The sequence below is a fragment of the Aeromonas sp. 600948 genome (assembly GCF_049174875.1).
GTDB lineage: Bacteria > Pseudomonadota > Gammaproteobacteria > Enterobacterales > Aeromonadaceae > Aeromonas > Aeromonas veronii_A.
Genome location: NZ_JAAKTY010000006.1, coordinates 168,772 through 193,165, shown reverse-complemented (window position 1 = coordinate 193,165; position 24,394 = coordinate 168,772). Strand labels below are relative to the sequence as shown.

General features: G+C 57.2%; 18 protein-coding genes and 1 pseudogene. 8 read left to right on the top strand and 11 right to left on the bottom strand.

What is annotated here, in order from left to right; all coding sequences use genetic code 11:
- Positions 1-28: 28 nt before the first annotated feature.
- From G5182_RS07740 to G5182_RS07725, 4 genes are all read right to left on the bottom strand, one after another.
- Positions 29-1,549, bottom strand: a complete 1,521-nt coding sequence (locus G5182_RS07740) for a SpoVR family protein (RefSeq protein WP_040065652.1) — start codon at positions 1,547-1,549, stop codon at positions 29-31.
- Positions 1,550-1,558: 9 nt separating this feature from the next.
- The gene (locus G5182_RS07735; RefSeq protein ID WP_005360363.1) at positions 1,559-2,830 is read right to left on the bottom strand and encodes a YeaH/YhbH family protein; all 1,272 of its coding nucleotides are present in this window, start codon (positions 2,828-2,830) and stop codon (positions 1,559-1,561) included.
- Between the two features lie 23 nt (positions 2,831-2,853).
- Complete coding sequence (locus tag G5182_RS07730) at positions 2,854-4,776, bottom strand: PrkA family serine protein kinase (RefSeq protein ID WP_033113275.1); 1,923 nt, start codon at positions 4,774-4,776, stop codon at positions 2,854-2,856.
- A 587-nt stretch (positions 4,777-5,363) separates the two neighbouring features.
- On the bottom strand, positions 5,364-7,280 hold the full coding sequence (locus G5182_RS07725; protein ID WP_421252313.1) for a RecQ family ATP-dependent DNA helicase: 1,917 nt from the start codon (positions 7,278-7,280) through the stop codon (positions 5,364-5,366).
- A 355-nt stretch (positions 7,281-7,635) separates the two neighbouring features.
- Between G5182_RS07725 and sstT the strand changes: the two genes are divergently transcribed.
- The gene (gene sstT, locus G5182_RS07720) at positions 7,636-8,886 is read left to right on the top strand and encodes a serine/threonine transporter SstT (RefSeq protein WP_227342822.1); all 1,251 of its coding nucleotides are present in this window, start codon (positions 7,636-7,638) and stop codon (positions 8,884-8,886) included.
- A 573-nt stretch (positions 8,887-9,459) separates the two neighbouring features.
- Here sstT and G5182_RS07715 read toward each other — a convergent pair.
- From G5182_RS07715 to pabB, 3 genes are all read right to left on the bottom strand, one after another.
- Positions 9,460-10,758, bottom strand: a complete 1,299-nt coding sequence (locus G5182_RS07715) for a serine/threonine transporter (RefSeq protein ID WP_005345325.1) — start codon at positions 10,756-10,758, stop codon at positions 9,460-9,462.
- A 216-nt stretch (positions 10,759-10,974) separates the two neighbouring features.
- Positions 10,975-11,541 (bottom strand): CoA pyrophosphatase, encoded by a 567-nt coding sequence (locus G5182_RS07710; protein WP_005351753.1) that lies wholly within the window; start codon positions 11,539-11,541, stop codon positions 10,975-10,977.
- Positions 11,542-11,583: 42 nt separating this feature from the next.
- The gene (pabB, locus tag G5182_RS07705; RefSeq protein WP_421254312.1) at positions 11,584-12,867 is read right to left on the bottom strand and encodes an aminodeoxychorismate synthase component I; all 1,284 of its coding nucleotides are present in this window, start codon (positions 12,865-12,867) and stop codon (positions 11,584-11,586) included.
- Between the two features lie 294 nt (positions 12,868-13,161).
- On the opposite strand from pabB, the gene G5182_RS07700 reads away from it, so the two are divergent.
- Positions 13,162-14,688, top strand: a complete 1,527-nt coding sequence (locus tag G5182_RS07700; protein WP_005345328.1) for a fumarate hydratase — start codon at positions 13,162-13,164, stop codon at positions 14,686-14,688.
- Between the two features lie 202 nt (positions 14,689-14,890).
- On the opposite strand, the gene G5182_RS07695 is transcribed toward G5182_RS07700, so the two are convergent.
- A complete protein-coding gene (locus G5182_RS07695; protein ID WP_005333203.1) occupies positions 14,891-15,469 on the bottom strand; it encodes a PhnA domain-containing protein in 579 nt (192 codons plus the stop codon).
- Positions 15,470-15,652: 183 nt separating this feature from the next.
- Between G5182_RS07695 and G5182_RS07690 the strand changes: the two genes are divergently transcribed.
- Positions 15,653-16,873: a methyltransferase gene (locus G5182_RS07690; protein WP_227342827.1), complete on the top strand. Its 1,221-nt coding sequence runs from the start codon at positions 15,653-15,655 to the stop codon at positions 16,871-16,873.
- A gap of 307 nt (positions 16,874-17,180) precedes the next feature.
- Positions 17,181-18,644 carry a chitinase gene (locus G5182_RS07685; protein WP_227342829.1) on the top strand — a complete coding sequence of 488 codons (1,464 nt, stop codon included), beginning with the start codon at positions 17,181-17,183 and terminating at the stop codon, positions 18,642-18,644.
- A gap of 125 nt (positions 18,645-18,769) precedes the next feature.
- Here the strand turns inward: G5182_RS07685 and G5182_RS07680 are convergent, their stop codons facing one another.
- Positions 18,770-19,324 (bottom strand): porin family protein, encoded by a 555-nt coding sequence (locus G5182_RS07680; RefSeq protein WP_227342831.1) that lies wholly within the window; start codon positions 19,322-19,324, stop codon positions 18,770-18,772.
- 316 nt (positions 19,325-19,640) lie between these two features.
- On the opposite strand from G5182_RS07680, the gene G5182_RS07675 reads away from it, so the two are divergent.
- Together G5182_RS07675 and G5182_RS07670 are read left to right on the top strand one after the other, a co-directional pair.
- Positions 19,641-20,063 carry a GFA family protein gene (locus tag G5182_RS07675; RefSeq protein ID WP_335843780.1) on the top strand — a complete coding sequence of 141 codons (423 nt, stop codon included), beginning with the start codon at positions 19,641-19,643 and terminating at the stop codon, positions 20,061-20,063.
- A gap of 35 nt (positions 20,064-20,098) precedes the next feature.
- Positions 20,099-20,688: pseudogene (locus G5182_RS07670) on the top strand (histidine phosphatase family protein).
- A 17-nt stretch (positions 20,689-20,705) separates the two neighbouring features.
- Here the strand turns inward: G5182_RS07670 and smrB are convergent.
- Complete coding sequence (gene smrB, locus G5182_RS07665; protein WP_201951174.1) at positions 20,706-21,230, bottom strand: endonuclease SmrB; 525 nt, start codon at positions 21,228-21,230, stop codon at positions 20,706-20,708.
- Positions 21,231-21,312: 82 nt separating this feature from the next.
- Between smrB and prmB the strand changes: the two genes are divergently transcribed.
- The gene (gene prmB, locus G5182_RS07660) at positions 21,313-22,248 is read left to right on the top strand and encodes a 50S ribosomal protein L3 N(5)-glutamine methyltransferase (protein ID WP_139462539.1); all 936 of its coding nucleotides are present in this window, start codon (positions 21,313-21,315) and stop codon (positions 22,246-22,248) included.
- 12 nt (positions 22,249-22,260) lie between these two features.
- Positions 22,261-23,349 carry a chorismate synthase gene (aroC, locus tag G5182_RS07655; RefSeq protein ID WP_201951171.1) on the top strand — a complete coding sequence of 363 codons (1,089 nt, stop codon included), beginning with the start codon at positions 22,261-22,263 and terminating at the stop codon, positions 23,347-23,349.
- 125 nt (positions 23,350-23,474) lie between these two features.
- Here the strand turns inward: aroC and G5182_RS07650 are convergent, their stop codons facing one another.
- Positions 23,475-24,284 (bottom strand): substrate-binding periplasmic protein, encoded by an 810-nt coding sequence (locus G5182_RS07650; RefSeq protein WP_106843347.1) that lies wholly within the window; start codon positions 24,282-24,284, stop codon positions 23,475-23,477.
- Between the last annotated feature and the right edge of the window lie 110 nt (positions 24,285-24,394).

Genomic DNA, 24,394 nt, shown 5'->3' with positions numbered 1-24,394 from the left:
GAAGTGGGCCATTTGCGAGGTGGTAAGCTTAGATACCCGGCTTACGCTCCGGGCAGCGGCCGATAATATCGGGTGGCAGTTCACCGTTGTCCTGCTCCAGCACCACGTCGAATCCCCACAGTTGATGGAGGTGCTTGAGCACCTCATGGCGAGAGTCGCCAAGGGGGATGCGGTTGTGGGGCACATAGCGCAGGGTGAGGGAGCGATCCCCCTTCACGGCGACGTTGTACACCTGAATATTGGGTTCCAGATTGCTGAGGTTGTACTGGGCCGACAGAGTATTGCGCACCTGACGGTACCCCTCGTCATTGTGGATAGCGGAGACCTTCAGATAGTTCTTCAGATCGTCGTCATCAATGGCGAACAACTTCATATCCCGCATCACTTTCGGGCTTAAGAACTGGCTGATAAAGCTCTCGTCCTTGAAGTTCTGCATGGCAAAGTGGAGGGTGTCGACCCAGTTGCTGCCGGCATAGTCGGGGAACCAGTATCTATCCTCCTCGGTCGGGTTCTCGCAGATGCGGCGCAGGTCGGTAAACATGGCAAACCCCAGCGCATAAGGGTTGATCCCCGAGTAGTAGCGACTGTTGTAAGCAGGTTGATAGACCACATTGGTGTGGCTGTGCAGCACCTCCATCATGAAGCGATCGCTCAGCTTGCCCTCGTCATAGAGGTGATTGAGGATGGTGTAGTGCCAGAAGGTGGCCCACCCCTCGTTCATCACCTGAGTCTGCTTTTGTGGATAGAAATACTGACTTATCTTGCGCACGATGCGCACCACTTCCCGCTGCCAAGGCTCCAGCAAGGGGGCATTCTTCTCGATGAAGTAGAGGATGTTCTCCTGGGGCTCTGCGGGGTAGCGCCTGTCCTCCACCCCTGCCGCTTTATGCTGCTTGGGCAGGGTACGCCACAGCTCATTGACCTGAGTTTGCAGATAATCTTCCCGCGCCTTCTGGCGCCGCTTCTCCTCGGCCATGGAGATCTTCTGGGGACGCTTGTAGCGATCCACCCCGAAGTTCATCAGGGCATGGCAGGAATCGAGCAGCTGTTCCACCGCCTCGATGCCATGCTTCTCTTCGCACTGGGTGATGTAGTTCTTGGCGAACAGCAGGTAGTCGATGATGGAGGAGGCATCGGTCCAGGCCTTGAACAGGTAGTTGTTCTTGAAGAAGGAGTTATGACCGTAGCAGGCGTGCGCCATCACCAGCGCCTGCATCGGCATGGTGTTCTCCTCCATCAGGTAGGCGATGCAGGGATCGGAATTGATGACGATCTCGTAGGCCAGTCCCATCTGGCCGCGCTTGTAGTTGCGCTCGGTATGGATAAAGCGCTTGCCGAACGACCAGTGCTGATAGCCGATGGGCATGCCGACGCTGGAGTAGGCATCCATCATCTGCTCGGCGGTGATCACCTCGATCTGGTTGGGGTAGGTGTCCAGCTTGTAGAAACGGGCGACCCGGGCGATCTCCTGGTGATAGGTCTCCAGCAGATCGAAGTTCCAGTCTGGTCCGTCATCCAGTGGCGCTACACGTTTTTCTGTTTCGATCATGTGACCTCCTCACGCCGCTTGTTTCTTGAACAGCTCGCGGAACACCGGATAGATATCCTCGACCTTGCGAATGTGCTCCATCGCAAAGTGGGGGAACTGGCTGGCTACCGACTCATATTCGTGCCAAAGGGTCTGGTGGGCACGGGTGGTGATCTCGATGTAGGAGTAGTACCGCACCCTTGGCATGATGTCCCGCGCCAGAATTTCACGGCACTGCGGTGAGTCATCGGCCCAGTTGTCACCATCCGACGCCTGCGCCGCATAGATGTTCCACTGGTTGGCCGGGTAACGCTCGTTGATGATGTCATTCATCATCTTGAGGGCGCTGGAGACGATGGTGCCGCCTGTCTCCTGGGAGTAGAAGAACTCGTGTTCATCCACCTCCTTGGCCTGGGTATGGTGGCGGATATAGACCACTTCTACGTTCTTGTAAGTCCGGCTCAGGAACAGATAGAGCAGGATATAGAAACGTTTGGCCATCTCCTTGGTGGCCTGATCCATGGAGCCCGAGACGTCCATCAGACAGAACATCACCGCTTGGCTGGAGGGGACGGGCCGTTTGACGAAGTTGTTGAACTTGAGATCGAAGGTGTCAATAAACGGTACCGCATCGATCCGTCGTTTCAGCTCCCTGATCTCCTTCTCGAGCAGGGCGATCTCGGCAAAGTGTTCGTTGGGATCGGTGGCCAGCAGGGCCAGCCGATCTTCCAGTTCATGCAGTTGGCGCTTCTTGCCCGCTTGCAGCGCCATGCGCCGCGCCAGTGAATTTTGCAGGGAACGCACCACGTTGATATTGGCGGGCACCCCGTTGGAGGTGTAGCCCGCCCGATAGGTTTTCACCTCCATCAGCTGGTTGAGCTGGGTTTTCTGCAGCCTGGGCAGCTCCAGATCTTCAAACAGCAGATCGAGATACTCATCCTTGGAGATCTGGAACACGAAATCATCGGCCCCTTCTCCCTGATTGGATGCTTGTCCCTCGCCTGAACCCTGTCCGCCGCCCCCTCCTTTGGGACGGTCAATCTTGTCGCCGGAGACGAACTGATCATTGCCGGGATGCACCATCTCCCGTTTACCGCCGTGCCCCTGATGAAAATGGGGCTCGCCAATATCCTTGGTCGGGATGCTTATGCTCTCGCCCTTGTCAACGTCCTGAATGCTGCGCTTGGAGACAGCATCCGAGACCGCTTGTTTTATCTGCTTCTTGTAGCGGCGGATGAAGCGCTGCCGATTGACAGCGCTTTTGTTTTTGCCGTTGAGCCTGCGGTCGATAAAATGCGCCATAACTCCCCCTTGAACAGTCAGGGTCAGGATGACTTGCGTACCCTGAGATACCATTCGGAGAGCAGTCGCACCTGTTTGCGGGTGTAGCCTTTCTCCATCATCCGTTCGACAAAGTTATCGTGCTTCTTCTGCTCCTCGGCCGAGGTTTTGCTGTTGAAGGAGATAACCGGCAGCAGCTCTTCCGTGTTGGAGAACATCTTCTTCTCGATCACGGTGCGCAGCTTTTCGTAACTGGTCCAGTTGGGGTTACGGCCTGCATTGTTGGCCCGGGCACGCAGCACGAAGTTGACGATTTCGTTACGGAAATCTTTCGGGTTGCTGATCCCGGCGGGTTTTTCAATTTTCTCCAGCTCGCTGTTGAGAGACGCTCTGTCAAACAGCTGGCCGGTTTCGGGGTCACGGTACTCCTGATCCTGGATCCAGAAGTCGGCGTAGGTGACGTAGCGATCGAAGATGTTCTGACCGTACTCGGAGTAGGACTCGAGATAGGCGGTCTGGATCTCCTTGCCGATGAACTCCACATAGCGCGGGGTCAGATAGCCCTTGATGAACTCAAGGTAGCGATCGTGCAGCTCTTGCGGGAACTGTTCGCGCTCGATCTGCTGCTCCAGCACATAGAAGAGGTGCACCGGGTTGGCGGCCACTTCCGCGTGGTCGAAGTTGAAGACGCGGGAGAGGATCTTGAACGCAAAGCGGGTAGAGAGACCATTCATCCCTTCGTCTACACCTGCGTAGTCGCGATACTCCTGATAGCTCTTCGCCTTCGGATCTGTGTCCTTCAGACTTTCGCCATCATAGACCCGCATCTTGGAGTAGATGCTGGAGTTTTCGGGTTCTTTCAGCCGTGACAACACCGAGAACTGACCCAGCAGTTCGAGGGTGCCCGGGGCGCATTTGGCCTCGGTCAGTTCACTGTTGACCAGCAGCTTCTCGTAGATCTTCACCTCTTCCGAGACGCGCAGGCAGTAAGGCACCTTGACGATGTAAACGCGGTCGAGGAAAGCTTCGTTGTTCTTGTTGTTGCGGAACTGCTGCCACTCGGATTCGTTGGAGTGAGCCAGCAGAATGCCGTCAAAGGGGAGGGCGGAGAGCCCTTCGGTACCGTTGTAGTTACCCTCCTGGGTTGCTGTCAGCAGCGGGTGCAGCACCTTGATGGGGGCCTTGAACATCTCCACAAATTCCATCACTCCCTGGTTCGCTTTACACAGCGCACCTGAGTAGGAGTAGGCATCGGCGTCATCCTGGGCGAAGTGCTCCAGCATGCGGATGTCGACCTTGCCGACCAGTGAGGAGATATCCTGGTTGTTGTCATCACCGGGTTCCGTTTTGGCTATGGCAATTTGATCGAGAATGGAGGGGTTGACCTTCTCCACCTTGAACTTGGTGATGTCGCCGCCAAACTCGTGCAGGCGTTTGGCCACCCAGGGGGACATGATGGGACGCAGGTAACGGCGCGGGATACCGTACTCTTTTTCCAGGATCTCCCCATCCTCTTCGATGTCGAACAGGCAGAAGGGGTGATCGTTGACCGGTGAGCCCTTGATGCGATAGATGGGCACCTTCTGCATCAGGGATTTGAGTTTCTCTGCCAGCGAGGATTTACCGCCGCCAACGGGGCCCAGCAGATAGAGGATCTGTTTCTTCTCTTCCAACCCCTGGGCGGAGTGTTTGAGGTAGGAGACGATCTGTTCGATGGCCTCTTCCATCCCGTAGAAATCCTTGAAGGCGGGATAGCGTGCCACGACGCGGTTGGAGAAGAGTCGGCTCAGTCTGGGGTTGGCTGAGGTGTCTACCATCTCCGGCTCACCAATGGCGGTCAGCAGACGTTCGGCTGCGGAGGCGTAGCAGGCTTTGTCCTGCTTACACATATCCAGGAACTCCTGGATGGTATATTCCTCTTCTCTCGCTTTTTCATATCGCTGTTGGTAATGCTCGAATATGCCCATAACTTTGCCCTCGTTATAGTCGCTTACCCTGAAAAATGTGGATGACTGCTTTTGTGTTGTGCGCTTTTAAAGCCTAGTCAACAGACTCCAGTAATCCATCACGGTTGATAGGTTAAATTCTGAAGAAACCTGCCCGATCCTTGTGCGGGGAGGGTCAGTCAACAACACCGCTATGTTACTGACTGTTAAATTATTTTTGCCACGATAGTGAGGTAAATGTCAAAGACATAAAAAATAAATGTTTATGGGAAACAGGGAACTTATTGCGAAAAGATTAAGGGGTTTGACGAAAGGCAATGGGGCTGCGGGTTGGCGGGGTTATGAATGAAAATATCATTACGTGAACGTCAACGTAAATTGCTTTGTTTGGAGTTTAGACTCTAATTTTTACATTGACGCTACATTTTGAGTGCCCTAGATTGGCGATGTGTGAGCAGCAAGACGCTTTAGCAAGAGAGTTGACTGTTGCCTCACCAAGCTCTGTTTAAGCACGTTTCCGTTGGCTTGACCCTCGCAACCGCGAGGGTCTTCTTTTTCTGTGTCTATAAACGCTTCTGCTGGTGGCTATTGAAGCCGCCAGCACTCACCTAGCAAGGGTAGGCTTGTTGCACTGCCGCCAGGACGCGGGCAAACGGGTGGGCGGCCAACTGGCCTGCGCCCGCCAGCGATTTGGCCTTGACCCGGCTGGTCAGCGGTGTGGTGATGCCGCACAGGAAACGGGCCAGAACACGAGCATCCACCGAACCGGTTTTGGCAATCAGCGGATCGCACCAGGCGCGGATCCCCGCCTCGTTTGGCATGGTCAGTGAGGATAGGGGAGGAAGATGTGCCACCTCGCCGCGACAAACCGAACAGTGGCCACAATGAACCGGCGCCACCTCATCGGCGAAATAGCGGGCGAGGCGGTGGCTCAGGCACTCATTCGAAGTGAAAAAGTCGAGCATGGCTTGCAGTCTTGCCAGCTCGCTCTGCTCTTTTTGCAGGAACAGGGCGTGCAGGGCATTTGCTTCCTGCTCGTTGTCCCACCCCTGACGGGTGATCCGGTAGACCTCAGTCATCTGTTTGCTTTCAAGCTCGATCCAGCCTTGCTGCTGCAGGTAGTCGAGCGCCGCAACGGCCCGCTGCCGCTCCCCCTGATAGCCCTGCCATAGGGCGTCAAAGTCCATGGTGCACCAACTGCGGGCTTGCGGGGCGCAGGCGAACAGTTGCTCCAGAAACTGGCGACGATCCGGATTGAAGCGACTCACTATCTCGCCTTTATCCAGCACAAACTTGAAGCGGTAGTCGGCGTAGTAGCTGTAGGCCGGGGTGATGATGCCTGCCATCTCCAGATAGACCAGCAGGGTTTTAAGGGGCAACTGGCGGATATTGGTGTCGTTGGAGAGGCGCAGCAGGGTGAATTCCCACTCGCTCCCGCTCTGCTTGATGATGGCAAGGAGCTGGAGGATGGCACTCAAATCCGGCGTATCGCCGTAGACGAAGTTCTCCAGCACCGGCAGCTGGCTCTGGTTGGCCAGCACGATACAGCGCGATGGCTGGCCATCCCGTCCGGCGCGGCCAATCTCCTGGCTGTAGTTCTCGATGGATTTAGGCAGATCGTAGTGAATGACCCGCCGGATATCCGCTTTGTCGATCCCCATGCCAAAGGCGATGGTGGCGACGATGCAATCCACCTTGCCCGCCATGAAGTCGTGCTGGATCTGACTGCGCAGCGCCGAGTCGAGTCCGGCATGATAGGCGCGGGCGTTGATCCCTTCTCTAATGAGGTGCTCGGCACAGGCTTCTGCGGTGTGTTGCAAGGTGACGTAGACGATGGTGGGGGCCGCCGGATCGTTGGCCAACTCCTGCGCGAGCCAGCTATCCCGCGCATCGAGCGCCAGGGGAATGACCGTCAGATCAAGATTGGAGCGGTAGAAACCGGTGACCACGACCCCCTCCGGCGCGATGCCGAATTTGGTCTGCATATCCTGAATAACCGCCGGTGTGGCGGTGGCGGTGAGCAGCAGCACCTGCGGGATCTTCAGGTCATGGCGATAGCTCGGCAGCTTGAGGTAGTCGGGGCGAAAGTTGTGGCCCCACTCCGAGATACAGTGCGCCTCATCGACGACCAGCAGCGAGAGCGGCACTTGCTGGATAAAGCGGCGAAAGCGCTCGTTCTTGAGTCGCTCCACCGAGATCATCAGGATCTTGAGCTGGCCATCCAGCGCCTGCTGCATCACTCGTCGGCTCTCCTCCGGGCTCTGGCTTGAGTCGAGGGTAGCGGCGCTTATTTCCTTGCTTTTGAGGAAGGCGAGTTGATCGTGCATCAGCGCCAGCAGCGGCGAGATAACCAGGGTCAGGTGAGGTAGGGCGAGGGCAGGCAGTTGATAACAGAGCGACTTGCCGGAGCCGGTGGGAAAGATAGCGGCGGCACTCTGACCTGCCAGCACCCGGCTGATCACCGCCTCCTGACCAGGTCTGAGTGCGGAGAAACCAAAATATTGGTTGAGCAGGGATGGGATCATGGCAAGGCTCCGCAGCAAATGGGGGATGATAGCACAGCGACGACGGTCACGGATGACACAGGAATGGTCCTGAGGGTAAGGGCAGAGAGTGTCGATAAAACGTACAAAAATGGGTGGTTGCGCTGTGGTTAAGGTTTTGTTGCGGTTTTTTGTGATGGAAACGGGATATTTTTTGGTGAGTCTCTGGAAAAAAAAGATGGCGAATGGGATATTCCGACATGCAATCCGGTGATTGGCGGATCGGCCCGACAGAAGGCTGGCCACAGACACCACATTCGGGCGACAGGGGTCTCCCGATGGGTGGTTGCAGACAGGACTCATGATTCATGCACTACGGTGCTTAGGGACTTTTTTGATGACACAACAACACCCCCTCCTTCGGCTGGTCAATAGCACCAGTCTGGTCAGCCAGATCCTGGTTGGTCTGGTATTCGGTATCTTGCTGGCGATGTTTGCCCCCGAGTGGGCGAAAACGGCTGGTCTGCTCGGCAGTCTGTTCGTTGGCGCACTGAAAGCGGTAGCCCCGCTGCTGGTATTCGTACTGGTGATGGCGGCCATCATTGGTCACAAGCAGGGTCAGAAGACCAATATGCGACCGATCCTGCTGCTCTATCTGTTTGGTACCTTCTCTGCGGCCGTGGTCGCGGTGATTGCCAGCTTCCTGTTCCCCTCCAACCTCCATCTGGTGGCCAATACTGCCGAGATCACCCCGCCAGGCGGGATCACCGAGGTACTGCAGACCCTGCTGTTCAACGTGGTGACCAACCCGGTCAAGGCGCTGATGGATGCCAACTATATCGGGATCCTGGCGTGGGCCATCGGTCTGGGTATCGCCATGCGCCATGCCAACGAGAGCACCAAGGCGCTCATCACTGACCTGTCTCACGGTGTCTCCGCCATCGTGAAAGCGGTGATCCGCTGTGCTCCGCTCGGGATCTTGGGTCTGGTTGCCTCCACTCTGGCAGAGACCGGCTTTGACGCCCTGTTTGGCTATGCCCAACTGCTGGTGGTGCTGATCGGCTGCATGCTGTTTATCGCCTTCGTGGTCAACCCGTTGATCGTCTTCTGGAAGATCAAGCGCAACCCCTATCCGCTGGTGCTGACTTGCCTCAAAGAGAGCGGCGTGACCGCATTCTTTACCCGCAGCTCTGCCGCCAACATTCCGGTCAACATGGCGCTGTGTGAAAAACTGCGCCTGCCCAAAGATACCTACGCGGTCTCCATCCCGCTGGGTGCCACCATCAACATGGCGGGTGCGGCCATCACCATCACTGTGCTCGCCATGGCGGCGGTACATACCCTGGGGATGGAAGTGGACATGGCAACAGCCGTGCTGCTCTCCGTGGTTGCCACCGTCAGTGCCTGTGGCGCGTCCGGTGTCGCCGGTGGCTCCTTGCTGCTGATCCCGCTGGCGTGCAGCCTGTTTGGTATCAGCAACGACATCGCCATGCAGGTGGTAGCCGTCGGCTTTATCATCGGTGTGCTGCAGGATTCCGCCGAGACAGCGCTGAACAGCTCCACCGACGTGTTGTTCACCGCCGCAGCGTGCATGGCCGAAGATGAAAGCCTGCTGGATGTGGCTCCGGTACCGAGCCGCGAAGCCTGATCTCGTAACGGTCAGTTTCGCAACACACTTGCGCCCTCTTCGGAGGGCGCTTTTTATTGTCGGCTTTGCTCTCTTTTCCTCTTTAAGCAGGCTCTTTGGCTGATGTGCCGGACATTCTGTCTCCCTTGTCCAGGGCGCTGCCTTGTCTTTATCCCTTCGAGTCGTGCTTCCTCCTTCTGTTGTGCGTTACACATTTTTGCCTTCTCTGCCAAGAGCCGATTGCTATGGCTTACCTCAAATCTTCAGGACAATCACAGCATCACAGCATCACAGCATCACAGTATTAAAGAAGAATGGAGGTGGCTGGCTGCGGCAGATGAGCTCGTCCTATCAGACACGCCATCATGGTTTGGTGAGGGGGAGTAAACGTGTTGGCGATATTGAGCTGCGGGCATGGGGGTCATGTTGATACCCGACGTGCTCAGTTATGGTGCTGGTGAGCATGCAGATATCCAACAAGGTGGGGGGGAGTAATAAGGAGAGAGCAGGACAATCGCGGTGGCACAGATTGCAGAGATAAAAAAGCCAGCCGACTATTCGGCTGGCTTTTTGCTATCAGCGGCAGGTAGGGGATTAACCGACCAGCTGATAGAGGATGGCGGAGATGGCGATCATCCCCATCACAGCGACAAATACGTTGCTGATATGGCCCTGATACTTCGCCATGGCCGGTACGCGCTTGATAGCGTACATCGGCATGATGAACAGGATGGTGGCGATGATCGGGCCGCCCAAGGATTCAATCATGCCCAGGATAGAGGGGTTGGCAATGGCAGTGCCCCACAGGGTCAGGATGAAGAAGGCGATGATGAACATCTCGACTTTCTTGGCGTTCGGCTCTTTGCCGGACTTGCGCATGTTCTGCACGATCATCCCTTTCAGACCTTCACGGGCACCCAGATAGTGGCCGAAGAAGGAGGAGACGATGGCGACGAACGCAACCAGCGGACCGAAGTAGGAGATAATGGGGCTGGCATGCTGATTGGCCAGATAGGAGAGCACGGCGATGTTCTGAGCCTTGGCTTCTGCCAGCTGGGCCGGTGTCAGGCTCATGACGCAAGAGAAGACGAAGAACATCACGAAGCCCAGCAGCACCATGGCGGTACGCTTGAGGATGGCATCGGCTTTCTCGACAGCCTGATCACCGTGGTCGCGGCGTTGGGCCAGGGAGAAGCTGGAGATGGCCGGGCTGTGGTTGAAGGAGAAGACCAGTACCGGGATGGTCAGCCACAGGGTAGTGGCGAAATCCTTGGCAGAGGGTACTTGCTCCAGCGCGGCACCGGTCCAGTCCGGGATCAGGTAGAGGGAGATACCGGCCAGAATGGCGATCAGCGGATAAACCAGCAGCTCGGTCACTTTCAGCATCAGCTTTTCACCGGCCAGCATCACCGACATCATGCCCATGATCAGCACGATGGAGAGGATCCAGCGCGGCGGGGCACTCATCTGCAGCTGGTTGACCATGAAGCTTTCCACGGTGTTGGTGATGCCCACGCCGTAGATCAGCACGATGGGGTAGATGGCGAAGAAGTAGAGCAGGGTGATTAATTTACCGGCACCCACGCCAAAGTGCTCTTCCACCACTTCGGTGATGTCTGCATTTGGCTTTTTGGAGGAAAGGACGAAGCGGGCCAGACCACGGTGAGCCAGATAGGTCATGGGGCCTACCAGCAGCGCCATGACGACCAGCGGCCAGAAACCGCCCATACCCGCGTTGATCGGCAGGAACAGGATCCCCGCGCCAACCGCGGTCCCGAACAGACTGATGACCCAGGTAGAGTCGCGTTTTTCCCAACGAGTGGTTTGAGTAGAGCTGATCCCTTGCTCTGTTGACGCCGCAACTCCCTGCGTGCCAGTGACTGTGTTTGACATCTATCTCACCCCGAATGTGTGGTTCTTATTAAGTCGGCGCAAGGATACGGTTTTTCTAATCAAAAATGTTGATCAAATTCATCTTTACGGCACGAAAAACCGCACTTTCTTATGGAAATGTGATCAAAACAAGAAAAAATCAATTATTGTTTATCAATTGGCACGTTATTTTAGTGTTAATGATTAAATCTCGCCCAGCCAAATGTGGGTAAATTGTTATTTTGCGAGATGCTGGGCTAGCTGGTTGATCATGCTGGCGGTAGCCCCCCAGATAAAGTGCTGTTGCCAGGGGATCCAGTAGATGGTGTGCGCTTTCCCCCCTCTGGAAAGGGTCAGGGGGATGTGGTTGCGCCGATCCAGCAGATGGGTCAGCGGCACTTCGAAGGCGTGATCCACCTCATCCGGACTCAGGATGAGGGGATAGTTGCCATCGAGCAGCCCCAGCACCGGCAGCACCTCGAATCGTGACACCGTATTGAGCGGGTTGAGGGTGCCGATCACTTCAATCAGTCGGGCCGGAATGCCGAGCTCCTCTTCGGTCTCCCGCAGTGCCGTGGCAATCAGGTTTTCGTCGCCGGGATCCTGTCGCCCGCCGGGGAAGCTGATCTGCCCCCCATGATGACGCAGCCGTGGGCTGCGCCGGGTCAATAACACGCTGAGCCCCTCATCGCGCATCACCACCGGGATCAACACTGCCGCCGGACTGAGCCCGCCAATGGCGAGGCGATGGGCCGGGGCGGGTCGCTGCAACTGGAAGCGGGTCAGCAGTTCGTGGCGATCCATGGCGGGGAGCTCTCCTGTGTGTTGCCTTGACGGTGGGGAGGGTTACAGCGCCGACAGAGGCGGAAGGATGCGGGCGACCTTGTCATAGGTCTCCTGATATTCGCTGTCGGCGTCGGAGTCGGCGATGATGCCGCCACCGGCCCAGCAGTGCAGGTGACCCGCTTCGGCGATCAAAGTGCGAATGCAGATGCTGGTATCCATCCGGCCATGCTGGCTGAGATAGCCGATGCTGCCGCAATAGGCATTGCGGCGCTGGGGCTCCAGCTCTTCGATGATCTCCATGGCGCGGATCTTGGGGGCGCCGGTGATGGAGCCACCCGGGAAACAGGCCCGCAGCAGATCGACTCCTTGCCAGCGTGCATCCAGCTCACCGTGGATGGTGGAGACCAGATGATGTACCGCCGGAAACGACTCCACCGCAAAGAGATGAGGCACGCTGACCGAGCCAGGCCGGCTGACCCGACTTATATCGTTGCGCAGCAGATCAACGATCATCAGATTCTCTGATCTGTCCTTGTCGGCTTGCGCCAGCTCCCGCGCGACTTGCCGATCGGTGGCCGGATCAGGGTGGCGAGGGCGAGTGCCTTTGATGGGTTTGGTTTCGATATGGCGACCATCAAGCAGCAGGAACCGCTCGGGAGAGAGGCTCAGCAGCGCACTATCCGGCAGGCGGATAAAAGCTGAGAAGGGGGCCTTGTTGGCGGTTGCCAGCAGGCAATAGGCCTGCCACTCATCCCCCTGATAGGGGGCGCTGAAACGTTGGGTCAGGTTGATCTGGTAGCAATCCCCCGCGGCGAGATATTCCTGAATGCGGGCAAACTTCTCGCCATACTCGGCGCGGCTCATATTGCTCTGCCACGCCCCCTGCAAGGCAAAAGCGGGGGCCGGTTTGGCCTGCTGCTGTTCAAGCCAGGCCAGCCGGTTGGCAAGGCCCGCTTTATCCCCCCAGTGCACCAGCTGCCAGTCGCCAGTTGCCACATTGCGCAGCAGCGCCCAGTCGTAGATGCCTACAGCCATGTCCGGCACCGCGATATCGGCGGCGGCCTGCACTGGCAGTCGCTCGAAGCGGCGGCCGAGATCATAGCCAAACAGGCCGAGGGCACCGCCGATAAAGGGTAGGTGAGTGGCACACAGATCCAGCTCCCCCAGCAGCTGTCGCTGGGTATGGGCCAGCAGGGCGAGGGGATCTTCGCTGTGTTCGCTGCTCTTACCATGCCAGGTGAGAGTGGTCACCTCGCAACGGGTTTCGAGGGTCGCCAGCGGATCGGCAGTGATGATATCAAAGCCGTTATCGGCACCGAGTGGTCCCGCCGATTCCAGCAACATGGCCCACGGCTGATGTTGCAGGCGGGCAAAAAGCTGATGGAGTTCAGCACTATGGTCTAGATGATGGATATGAAGTGTTGGCGTCATTTTATGTTACACAGGCAACAGTTTGGTTCCCGAACCCTAGTCGGTGCTGGTGGGCAAGCGTATCATAGGTGTCGGTGACTTAAGAAAAAACTGCCGTGTCGTTCGTTTTTTGCTGGTTGATAGTTTTTAGCCAGCACGTCAGCACGGCCCATCATATGGAAGCCCTTGCCCTGCTCCGTGGCAGAGACAAGGACCAGTGAGGATGATATGAGCATTATAAAAAAACAGGATTTCATCGATTCTATCGCAGATGCCCTCCAGTACATCTCCTATTACCACCCGTTGGATTTTGTTCAGGCTGCCAAAGCGGCGTATGACCGTGAAGCCAACCCGGCCGCCAAGGATGCGCTGGCCCAGATCCTGATCAACTCCCGCATGTCCGCCGAAGGTCATCGTCCGCTCTGCCAGGACACCGGCATCGTGACCTGTTTCGTCAAAATTGGCATGCAAGTCCAGTGGGACAGCGACATGACAGTGCAGGAGATGGTGGACGAAGGGACACGTCGTGCCTACACCAATCCTGACAACCCGCTGCGCGCCTCCGTGCTGGCCGATCCGGCCGGCAGTCGCAAAAACACCAAAGACAACGCCCCTGCCGTGGTGCATATCGACATGATCCCCGGCAACAAGGTGGAAGTGAGCATCGCGGCCAAAGGCGGCGGCTCCGAGAACAAATCCAAGATGGTGATGCTCAACCCCTCTGACGATATCGTCGAGTGGGTGCTGAAAACCGTGCCGACCATGGGCGCAGGCTGGTGCCCGCCCGGCATGCTGGGCATCGGCATCGGCGGTACCGCCGAGAAAGCGGCGGTACTGGCCAAAGAGGCCTTGATGGAGCATATCGACATTCAGGAGCTGATTGCCCGTGGCCCGCAAACCACAGAAGAGAAGCTGCGGGTCGAGCTCTACGACAAGGTCAACAAGCTGGGGATCGGTGCCCAGGGTCTGGGCGGTCTCACTACCGTGCTGGATGTGAAGGTGAAATCTGCGCCGACTCATGCTGCCTCCAAGCCGGTGGTGATGATCCCCAACTGCGCCGCGACCCGTCACGTTCACTTCGAGCTGGATGGTTCAGGCCCCGCCGAACTGACTCCGCCGAAACTGAGCGACTGGCCGGAGATCACCCGTGAAGCGGGTGGCAACGTGCGCCGCGTCAACGTCGATGGCATCACCAAGGCCGAACTGGCCAGCTGGAAGAGCGGTGATACCGTGCTGCTATCGGGCAAAATCCTTACCGGTCGCGATGCAGCCCACAAGCGTATCGCCGACATGCTGGCCCGTGGTGAAGGGCTGCCGGAAGGGGTCGATTTCACCAACCGCTTTATCTATTACGTTGGCCCGGTTGATGCGGTGCGTGACGAAGTAGTTGGCCCGGCTGGCCCCACCACCTCCACCCGGATGGACAAGTTCACCGACATGATGCTGGGTGAAACTGGCCTTATCGGCATGATCGGCAAATCCGAGCGTGGCCCGAAAACCGTCGAGAGCATCAAGCAGCACAAGGCTGTCTATCTGATGGCGGTCGGCGGCGCCGCCTATCTGGTGGCCAAGGCCATCAAGAAGGCCCGCGTGGTGGCCTTTGCCGATCTCGGCATGGAAGCGATCTACGAGTTTGAAGTGGAAGATATGCCGGTGACCGTTGCGGTCGATTCCGAAGGCAACAACATCCACGAAACCGGCCCTGCCTACTGGTCGGCCAAGATTGCCGAGCTGGATGGCAAACTCTCCTCCTGAGTGACCGTTTCCGCTGCCGGTTAATGGCATCGGCTTGTAAAGAAGGCGCGTCCATCCGGATGCGCCTTTTTGCTTTGGCTGGCCTGTTATGGGCTCAAGTTGGCTGTTTGCGGCAAGCGGGCATAAAAAAGGATGGCGTGACGCCATCCTTATCGTTGTGCTTGTGCTCTGGCAGCAGACAGTAGAGCAATCGCCCTTGGCTTTAGGCCTTTTTCAGGTAGGCGGCCACCAGTACGATCTGCACGCCGTTGACCTTGCCTTCGATATGGAGCGGGTTGTTGGTCAGACGGATGCCCTTGACCAGGGTGCCGCGCTTGGCGGTGAAACCGGCGCCTTTCACGTCCAGATCCTTGATCAGGGTGACGGAGTCGCCCTCTTGCAGCACGGCGCCGTTGGAGTCAACAGTCGGTACGCTGTCGTCATCTTCGTCAGCAATACCAGCTTCAGCCCAGGCCTTGGCTTCGTCTTCCATGTACATCATGTCCAGCAGATCCTGAGCCCATACTTCACCCTTGCCGGAGAGAGCTTTGAGCTGGCGCCATGCCATCACCTGCACCGCAGGCACCTGGCTCCACATGCTGTCGCTCAGGCAACGCCAGTGGTTGACCACCAGGGTATCCGGTTGTTCCAGCTGACCACGGCAGGTGTCACAGATAGCAACGCTGTGATCATCGTCGCTGGCGGGGGAGTGAGGCACCACGAAGGCGGTCAGCGCCTGCTCGGCGCTGCACAGTTCACACTTGGCGCCCGCGCGCGCTTGCAGAATGGCGTTGATGGTCATGTTGTTGGTCCCATAGCTAGTGTAAAGCGTCCCGCGTTGGGCGGGGCGCGTGAAAGAGGGGGCGGAATATAGCATAAAACCCCGTACTTTGTCAGGTCTGCCCTGGGTCGCAGGGTCGGCTGTGGTGTTGCGCGGTGCTGATCGTCAGGTATTGAGAGTGCAATTTGAAGCGGGATCGCTAGAATGAGCCTCCTTTTTGACTGCAAGGCAGGGGCATTCGTGCTGGCTCAACGTTTTCAACAACTGGATCGACTGCTCACCCGCTACCGACGCTGGTGGCAATATCAGCCATATCATCATTTGACCATAGCCTTTGCCGATGAGGCGCCCGAACTGGCGGCGTTGCTCAATGGGCTGACGCTCGTCCAGTTGGCAGAGCTCGATGCGGATATGGATGCCCTCAGCAGTCTGCTTGCCCCCTGGATTGCCGAGGGAGCCGAGCTGCAGCAACTCAGTCAGCTTGCCCCGTTTACCCCTGAGCCAATCATTTGCAGCAAGGAGATGGCGCTGCATATGCCGGGGCGCAAGCAGGCCCAGATCGAGTCGTTCACCGCCTGTCTGCCTGCCCATCAGGGCCCCTATCTGGAGTGGTGTGCTGGCAAGGGACATCTTGGGCGGCTGGTGTCACTTCATCGACAGGCTCCTATCCTCAGTCTGGAGTTGCAAGGACAGCTTTGTGACGAAGGTCGGCTGCTGGCCGAGCGGGATGGCGCCAATATGACCTTTACCTGCGCCGATGCCTTTGCCCCTGAATCGGCGGCGCTGATCGCCCCCGAACATCACGCCATGGCACTCCATGCCTGCGGCGAGCTCCACACCCATCTGCTGGAGCGGGTGGCCGAGCGCGGTGCCCGCGGAGTGACCATCTCTCCCTGTTGTTACCACCTGATCCGTACCAGCCACTATCGCCCGCTGTCGGCCGCGGCCAGCGCCAGCGAGCTGGTGTTGAGCAAAGCGGATCTCAAGTTGCCGCTACAGGAGACGGTCACCGGCGGTGCGCGGATCGCCCGCCTGCGCGAGCAGGAAGTGGTGTGGCGGCTCGGGTTTGACTGCCTGCAGCGTCAGGTGCGCGGGGTGGATGAGTATCTGCCGGTGCCCAATATGCAAAAGAGCCTGCTGACCGGCACCTTCGAGGCATTCTGCGTTTGGGCTGCTGAACGCAAAGGGATTGTGCTGCCCGCCGGGCTCGACTATCCCGCCTGGTTGGAGCACGGGGAGCGTCGCTTTGGTGATGTCGCCCGCATGGAGCTGGTGCGTCATCTGTTTCGCCGTCCTCTCGAGATCTGGCTGGCGCTGGATCGCGCGCTCTTTTTGCAAGAGCAGGGTTATCGGGTCGAAGTGGGGGAGTTCTGTGCCAAACCCATGACCCCGCGCAATATCCTGATCCGTGCCGTGCGCGCCTGACAGCGAGCTCTTTGTGAGCGTTATTTGAACATTGTTGATGGCTGACTGGTGAAGCGGGTCAGCCATTTTTTTTTGCCACGAATAATTAATTGGTGACAGATCATCTGATCGTCTTTCGCCTCCCCATACGGGTGGCAAAACAGGCCAAAATGGTCATCGTTTGAGTTCTTTTATGTCGTTTTAGCTGCGTTGAGTAGCACAAGGTGAAATGGTTCACAAATTACGCGCATTTCTTAATTTTCATCGTGAATTTAGTTGTTGGAACACCTACTCTTGGAGCGCATTAATTCAAACAAGGACGATAAACATGTTCAAACCCAAGCGTTGTGCCTGGCTGATCGCTGCCGCTTGCGTATTGCCCAGCTATGCCGTAATAAGTGCAACCATGAATATTCAACCCGATCCACAAAATGCGGGAGGATATGTGATTGCGGCCCCGGATCTGGCCGCGGTGGAAAAGGCCAAGACGGCCAACCCCATGTATACAATATGGGCCAAGGCACTGGCCACCCGGTCAAATAAAATAGTCGATGCCATTGAACCGGGTCTGGCAAGCAATCCTGACAACGTAAAACGGGTTGAACGGGTATTTCCCCAATCTGAATGGGAATATTTAACCCAGATGGCCGCGCCGGAATATACCTATGTCCGCTTCTTGCGGGCCATCGGTAAATTTCCTGCGTTCTGCGGCGAATATAACGACGGGCGCGATTCTGATGCGATCTGTAAAAAATCCATTGTGACGGCCTTTGCCCACTTCTCTCAGGAGACCGGCGGCCATATTGCCAAGGAGAACGTCTCCGATAACCCGCTGGGGCTGGAGGAGTGGCAACAGGCGCTGGTGCATGTGCGGGAGATGGGCTGGTCAGAGGGACAGACCGGTTATACCACCGGCTGTGGCCAGAACGACTGGCAGAACAAGAAGTGGCCCTGCAGTACCGGACAAGGTTACTTTGGCCGCGGCGCCAAGCAGCTTTCTTACCACTTCAACTACGGGGCCTTCTCCGAGGCGATGTTTGATGGCGATGCCTCAGTGCTGCTCAACAACCCGGGGCTGGTGGCGGACTCCTGGCTCAACCTCGCTTCTGCCATCTGGTTCTTCCTCACCCCGCAGGCCCCGAAACCGGCCATGCTGCACGTGATTGATCGCACCTGGGTACCCTCCAAACGGGAAGCTGACGCCGGTATCGGCTATGGCTTCGGTACCACCATCAACGTCATCAACGGCGGTATCGAGTGTGGTGAACAGAACAAGGACAAAGGGCAGCCGGTCAATCGCATCCGCTACTGGGAAGGGCTGGCCAACCACTACCAGATCCCGGTCAAGGCGGATGAGAAGAACACCTGCTGGCAGCAGACTCCCTATGGCAGCCTCAATCTCAACGGCGCTACCGACGTGCTCTACACCAACTGGGATGGCAACTGGAAGTACTATCCTGATCGCCCGGGCGGTTACTCCTTCGAGTGTGAGCTGGTGGGCTTCCAGACCGCTTATTCTGCGCTGGTGCCGGGTGATTACGAGAAGTGCGTGACCAACTTCTACGGTTCCCACGCCAACTGGCCGAAAGTGCGGATCGTCGCCAAGCTCGATCCTGCCCCGGTCGATCCGGTTGACCCGCCCATTGATGGCCAGCCTGCCTGGGAGGCCAGCAAGGTCTATACCGCGGGCAACAAGGTGAGCTACAAGGGCGCCGTCTATCAGGCCAAATGGTGGACGCAAGGGGATGATCCCGCCAAAGGTGGCCCCTGGGCTGTGGTGGTGACCAAATAAGGTTGCCGTTGGGATCATGGTCAATCACCATGATCTATCGGTAGTGGAAACAAGCAGGCAGCAGGGAGGAGATATCTCCCTGCTTTTTACCCGTTATCGGCCTGTTGTCGCCCCATCAGGCGGGATCAGAAACGGTAGTTGAGACCGACACTGACCCCTTTGACATCGAGTCGAGGCATGGGGATATATTGGTACTCCGCATTGAGTCCGATACCCGAATCAAAGCGATATTGCCAACCCGCAGCGCCATAAAAACCGACCCCGGAGTTGCTCTGATCTTCCTTGTTGATCGTGTATTCGACTCTGTGGGCGTTGGCACCCAGTTTGGCATAAAAGCTGTTGCCGGAAGAGACCGGGAATTGTGCATACAAGGCAGAGCGGATCCCTTTGTAATGGATATCTTTTACGTCATTGAGGGTTGCATCGAAGAGGGCGCTGACTACGCCACCGGTACCAAACAATATTCCTGAATCGATACCGATATAATCGTTGAACATATAACGGTAATAGAGATCGGCAGTCATATTGTCACCGCCATCGGCCTGATCCCCATTTTGTGCTTTGAATGACTGGGTGCCATAGCCAAGGGTGGCGCCGACGATATGGGGAGAGGGGGTTGCTATCGCCACGGAAGAGAAGATCGCCGTGGCAACCACCAGGGGAGTGAATAACTTCATCATGCAGGTTCCAATTAAATAGCGTGGAATATGGCTGCGACGAACAGATTTATATGGGCTCGGGTGAGCTTGTCTTATATTCGCAGGCCAGTAGTGAGTGGCAATATCTCATATTGTCAGCGGGATGAATAATCAGAGCCCCCATAACCGTTATGATGGGAGGTGAGAGTGGTTATCTTCTGTCTGAAAAATGGTGAACTGTGTCAATAATATCTGAAACGGGCGCTGATAAATCGCAAATTTCATTGGTTTTCTGCACTAATCAACTTAGTGTAACGGGATGTTAGGCTGGCAATATATGCCTTCAAACGTGGACTTGATGGTAAACAAGATGGTGATTTCTCGTAACGGGATATTAGAGGGGGGTTGCCATTGTGGTGCAATCCGCTACAAGGTGCTAGCTGCTCCCTTTGCTACCGATTTTTGCCACTGCCGGGATTGTCAGCGCACGACCGGCGCTCCGGTCGGCGCCTGGATGGATTTTCGGGTGAAACAGGTGCAATGGCTATGCGGCGTATTGACTGAGTACGCCTCGTCGGAGGCGATTCGACGCGGCTTTTGTGCAACCTGTGGCGCCACCCTCAGCTATCGCAGCATTCAATACCCCGAGTACCTGACGCTGGCTATTGTCCCACTTGATAACCCCGAAACGGTCGCACCAACCTATCACATCCATACCGTCAGCCAGCTCTCCTGGTTGCCGATCCAGGACGATCATCCCCGTTATCCGAAAGGGAAGTAGTTTTGTGATATTCCACGTAGAAAGAGGAGTACACCATGGAGCTGATAGTGATCCGCCATGGAGAGACCCAAGCCAACGCCGAGGGGCGCTATCAAGGGGCGTTGGATATCGGGCTCAACCAAGATGGCGCGCGGCATATATGCTGGCTGGCCAATGAGATAGCGACCACACTGGCCCCGTTCGATCGGTTGCTGGCGTCGCCCCTGCTGCGAACAAGAGAGAGCGCCGCGATCTTCTCACGCCAGTTGGGGTTGCCTGTGGAGCTTGCTCCGGCCTTTCGTGAGCGGCATGTCGGTCTGTTTGAGGAGAGGCCAAGGCGCGTTATCCCGAGTTGTGGGTGCGCAACATCACCCGGCGCTGGGCGGAGGCTCCGCTTGGCGGTGAGACGCTGGATGAGGTGATTGCCCGAGTCTCGCAGGGACTAACGGCACTGGCCTCGACCATGCAGGGGGAGCGGGTATTGCTGGTGGCGCACGGTGTGGTCGCCAAGGTGATCCGCGCCCTAACGACCGCCGGATTTGATGACTTATTCGCGTGGCAGTTGCCCAACGGCGGCATGCTGGTGGTCAATCTTGACTCCTCTATATCACCATTGCGATTCAATCGACCGGTTGGGCAGAGTTAGTTTGTGCGCTGCTTTTTCTACTCTTCGATATCCAGCAACACCAGAATGGCGCTGTCGCCACCCCATTCGCGGGGAGCCTGATGGAAGGCGCGCACATTGGGGTGCTGGGCCAGCCAGCAGGGAATGCGCTGTTTGAGAATATGTTTGCCGATGCCGTGCATCACCGAGGCGACGTGAATGTTCTCTTTCTGGCAGAGGGTGAGCAGGGCGGCCAGCTCCTGTTTTGCCTGCTGCTGGTTCATGCCGTGCAGATCCAGGTAGATCTCCGGCGGATAAATGCCCCGCTTGAGCTTTTTCAGCTCAAATTTTGACACATCTTCCCGCACGTAACGGGTCGGCCCATCATCGTCGAGATGGGGCTGATACTCATCGCTGAAATAGTGGTCAACCCCAAGCTTTTCGCGGGTTTCGCGCAATTCGCGTTTCTGCTTGACCGGGCGTAACTCGGCCCTTATGGTATCTTGCTTGATTTTCCGGGTACCTTTTATCGCATCGCGGAACAGCAGGGTTTCCTCGTCTGTCGGTGAGGGCGTTTTTTTCATCAGATGCTCATGTATTAGGTATGCGTCTTGCCCGCAACGTAAACGGGGCTCGGGCCGGATATTACTCGACTTGGAGGTGGATTTGGACAAGATATTTATCGATGAGGTGGTTGCCGAGATGCACACCATCCAGGACATGTTGCGTTGGGCCATGAGTCGTTTCAACGACGCCGGGATTTTTTACGGTCATGGAACCGACAACGCCTGGGATGAAGCTGTGCAGCTGGTACTGCCCGCGTTACATCTGCCACCGGATGTAGACCCGGCCATGCGCCACTCCCGTCTCACCAGCAGCGAGCGTCACCGTATCGCCGAACTGATTATCCGCCGCGTACAGGAGCGGGTACCTGCCGCCTACCTGACCAACAAGGCCTGGTATGCCGGTTGGGAGTTCTACGTGGACGAGCGGGTGCTCATTCCCCGTTCCCCCATTGCCGAGATGGTCGCCAACCGTTTCGCGCCCTTCCTCAAACATGAACCGACCCGGATCATGGACTTGTGCACCGGCTCCGGCTGTATCGCCATCATCATGGCCCACGAGTTCCCGGAAGCGGAAGTGGATGCCATCGACATCAGCATCGATGCACTGAACGTGGCCGAGCGCAACATCAACGATCACGGGCTGGAGCAGCAGGTCATACCGATCCGCTCCGATCTGTTCCGCGATCTGCCGGCGGGCGACAAATACGATCTCATCGTCTCCAACCCGCCCTATGTGGACTCCGAAGACATGTCGGATCTGCCGGAAGAGTTCCGTCACGAGCCCGAGCTGGCGCTGGCGTCCGGCTCCGATGGTCTCAAGCTGACCAAGCGTCTGCTGGCCCATGCCGCCGATTTCCTCAAGGATAACGGTGTGCTGGTGGTTGAAGTAGGCAACAGCATGATCCATCTGGAAGCCCAGTTCCCCGAGATCCCCTTTACCTGGGTTGAATTCGAAAACGGCGGTCACGGCGTCTTTGTGATGACCCGTGAAGAGCTGGTGCAGTATCAGGATCATTTCGCCATCTACAAGAACTAAGCAGGAGCGCGCATGGCAGGGAACAGTTTTGGTCAACTCTTTCGGGTCACCACCTTTGGCGAGAGCCACGGCCTGGCGCTGGGCGCCGTGGTCGATGGTTGCCCGCCTGGGCTGGAGATCAGCGAAGCGGATCTGCAGGGGGATCTGGATCGGCGCAAGCCCGGCACTTCCCGCTACACCACGCCGCGCCGCGAGCCGGACGAGGTGAAGATCCTCTCCGGGGTGTTCGAGGGCAAGACCACCGGCACCTCCATCGGGCTGCTCATCGAGAATACCGATCAGCGCTCCAAGGATTACTCCGATATCAAGGATCTGTTCCGGCCGGGTCATGCTGACTACACCTACCACCAGAAGTATGGTCAGCGGGACTATCGTGGCGGTGGTCGCTCATCTGCCCGCGAGACCGCGATGCGAGTGGCGGCGGGGGCGATTGCCAAGAAGTACCTGAAACAGGTACATGGCATCGAGATCACCGGTTTTCTCTCCCAGCTCGGCCCCATCAAGGCTGAGGCGTTTGACGCGGCGCAGATTGAGCAGAATCCCTTCTTCTTCCCCGATGCGGGCAAGCTGGAAGCGCTCGATCAATATATGCGCGACCTGAAAAAAGAGGGCAACAGTATCGGTGCCAAGGTGCAGGTCATTGCGCGCAATGTGCCGGTGGGCCTGGGTGAGCCGGTGTTTGATCGTCTCGACGCCGACATTGCCCATGCCATGATGGGCATCAATGCGGTGAAAGGGGTGGAGATCGGTGATGGCTTTGCGGTGGTGGAGCAAAAAGGCTCCGAGCATCGCGACGAGATGACCCCGGCGGGCTTTGCCAGCAACCATGCGGGTGGCATTCTGGGCGGCATCTCGTCGGGTCAGGATATTGTGGTGAGCATGGCGCTCAAACCGACTTCCAGCATCACTGTGCCGGGCAAGACCATCAATACCGAAGGTGAGGCCATCGAGATGATCACCAAGGGGCGTCACGATCCCTGTGTCGGCATTCGCGCCGTGCCCATCGCCGAAGCCATGCTGGCGCTGGTGTTGATGGATCACCTGCTGCGCCATCGTGCCCAGAATCAGGGGGTGTTGACCCATACCCCACAGCTGCGTTGATCGCTATTGCTGCACATCGACTGATCGCACCCTGTTCAGGGTGCTGGTTCGTCAACCAAATCAAAGGCGACCTTCGGGTCGCCTTTGTTCTTATGCTCTGCGGTACTTCTATCACTCGTCGGTTATCAAGAGTGATCAGCGTCCTGCGGATCGGCATCGAGACGGCAGTTGGGGGGAGAGAACTTCCCATGGTGTTTGGGCATAGCGTGAATGGCCTCGTTGACCTTGAGGAGCTGCTCTTCGCTCATGCTGTTTTTGGCAAACATCAGGCTGACCGGCTGATGGTGCAGCAACAGCTGACAACTGATAAACCCCTCGGCGCCCAATTGGGAGAGCCGATAGCGTGCATATTGCCACTCCATAATGATGCCATCGAGACGGCGGGCCAGCAGCAGTTCGATTAGTCGATCATCGGCATTGTACTCGGTCGCCCCCTTGAGGGCAGGACACTCGTCCATTTGATGAATGGGGCGAGTACCGCGCAGTTTGCCAATTTTGAGATCCTTGTTGTGGCACAGTTTGGACAAGGTATCGAGCTTTCCCCAGCGATCCTGATGGCCTGGAATCGGGTTATTACTCAACAGCACATAGGCGCTCTGGCGATAGGGTGCAGAGAAGCGGGCATACTTCTGCCGCTCCGGTAGTGGTAGTGCGGCCATCGCCACATCCAGCTGATCGTGCTCCACCAGATGGAGTGCCCGCGCCCAGGGGATCTCACGAAATTTGGGGGCAAAGCCCGCCTGGGTGAGGATCTGGCGAGTCAGGCTGACATCCAGCCCGTCCAGCTCACCCCGGTTGTTGATTTGACTGAAGGGGGGCCAGTGGCTCCAGGCCACGGTCAGGGTCTGACTGGCCTGCAGGGAAGGGGTCAGCAAAAGCAGCAGCAGGCAGAGCTTGGCCTGCCAGTTGCCGTGGGGACGATATTGCGTGCTCATAGCTTAACCTCGTTATTCTGCTTTTTGTTCTCTGCTATCCCGTGCGCCTGCGACCCGCGCATCACGATGGCGGGACAGGTAATAAGTTGTCAGTTAATAGTGTGGTTCGT

Excerpts from the sequence above, each read along its gene's own strand:
- G5182_RS07730 (WP_033113275.1), bottom strand. The coding sequence starts at position 4,776 with ATGGGCATATTCGAGCATTACCAACAGCGATATGAAAAAGCGAGAGAA.
- sstT (WP_227342822.1), top strand. The coding sequence starts at position 7,636 with ATGACACAACAACACCCCCTCCTTCGGCTGGTCAATAGCACCAGTCTG.
- G5182_RS07710 (WP_005351753.1), bottom strand. The coding sequence starts at position 11,541 with ATGGATCGCCACGAACTGCTGACCCGCTTCCAGTTGCAGCGACCCGCC.
- aroC (WP_201951171.1), top strand. The coding sequence starts at position 22,261 with ATGGCAGGGAACAGTTTTGGTCAACTCTTTCGGGTCACCACCTTTGGC.
- G5182_RS07725 (WP_421252313.1), bottom strand. The coding sequence starts at position 7,280 with ATGATCCCATCCCTGCTCAACCAATATTTTGGTTTCTCCGCACTCAGA.
- G5182_RS07650 (WP_106843347.1), bottom strand. The coding sequence starts at position 24,284 with ATGAGCACGCAATATCGTCCCCACGGCAACTGGCAGGCCAAGCTCTGC.
- smrB (WP_201951174.1), bottom strand. The coding sequence starts at position 21,230 with ATGAAAAAAACGCCCTCACCGACAGACGAGGAAACCCTGCTGTTCCGC.
- G5182_RS07675 (WP_335843780.1), top strand. The coding sequence starts at position 19,641 with ATGGTAAACAAGATGGTGATTTCTCGTAACGGGATATTAGAGGGGGGT.
- G5182_RS07740 (WP_040065652.1), bottom strand. The coding sequence starts at position 1,549 with ATGATCGAAACAGAAAAACGTGTAGCGCCACTGGATGACGGACCAGAC.
- G5182_RS07735 (WP_005360363.1), bottom strand. The coding sequence starts at position 2,830 with ATGGCGCATTTTATCGACCGCAGGCTCAACGGCAAAAACAAAAGCGCT.
- G5182_RS07700 (WP_005345328.1), top strand. The coding sequence starts at position 13,162 with ATGAGCATTATAAAAAAACAGGATTTCATCGATTCTATCGCAGATGCC.
- pabB (WP_421254312.1), bottom strand. The coding sequence starts at position 12,867 with ATGTTGCTGGAATCGGCGGGACCACTCGGTGCCGATAACGGCTTTGAT.
- G5182_RS07690 (WP_227342827.1), top strand. The coding sequence starts at position 15,653 with ATGAGCCTCCTTTTTGACTGCAAGGCAGGGGCATTCGTGCTGGCTCAA.
- G5182_RS07695 (WP_005333203.1), bottom strand. The coding sequence starts at position 15,469 with ATGACCATCAACGCCATTCTGCAAGCGCGCGCGGGCGCCAAGTGTGAA.
- G5182_RS07685 (WP_227342829.1), top strand. The coding sequence starts at position 17,181 with ATGTTCAAACCCAAGCGTTGTGCCTGGCTGATCGCTGCCGCTTGCGTA.
- G5182_RS07715 (WP_005345325.1), bottom strand. The coding sequence starts at position 10,758 with ATGTCAAACACAGTCACTGGCACGCAGGGAGTTGCGGCGTCAACAGAG.
- G5182_RS07680 (WP_227342831.1), bottom strand. The coding sequence starts at position 19,324 with ATGATGAAGTTATTCACTCCCCTGGTGGTTGCCACGGCGATCTTCTCT.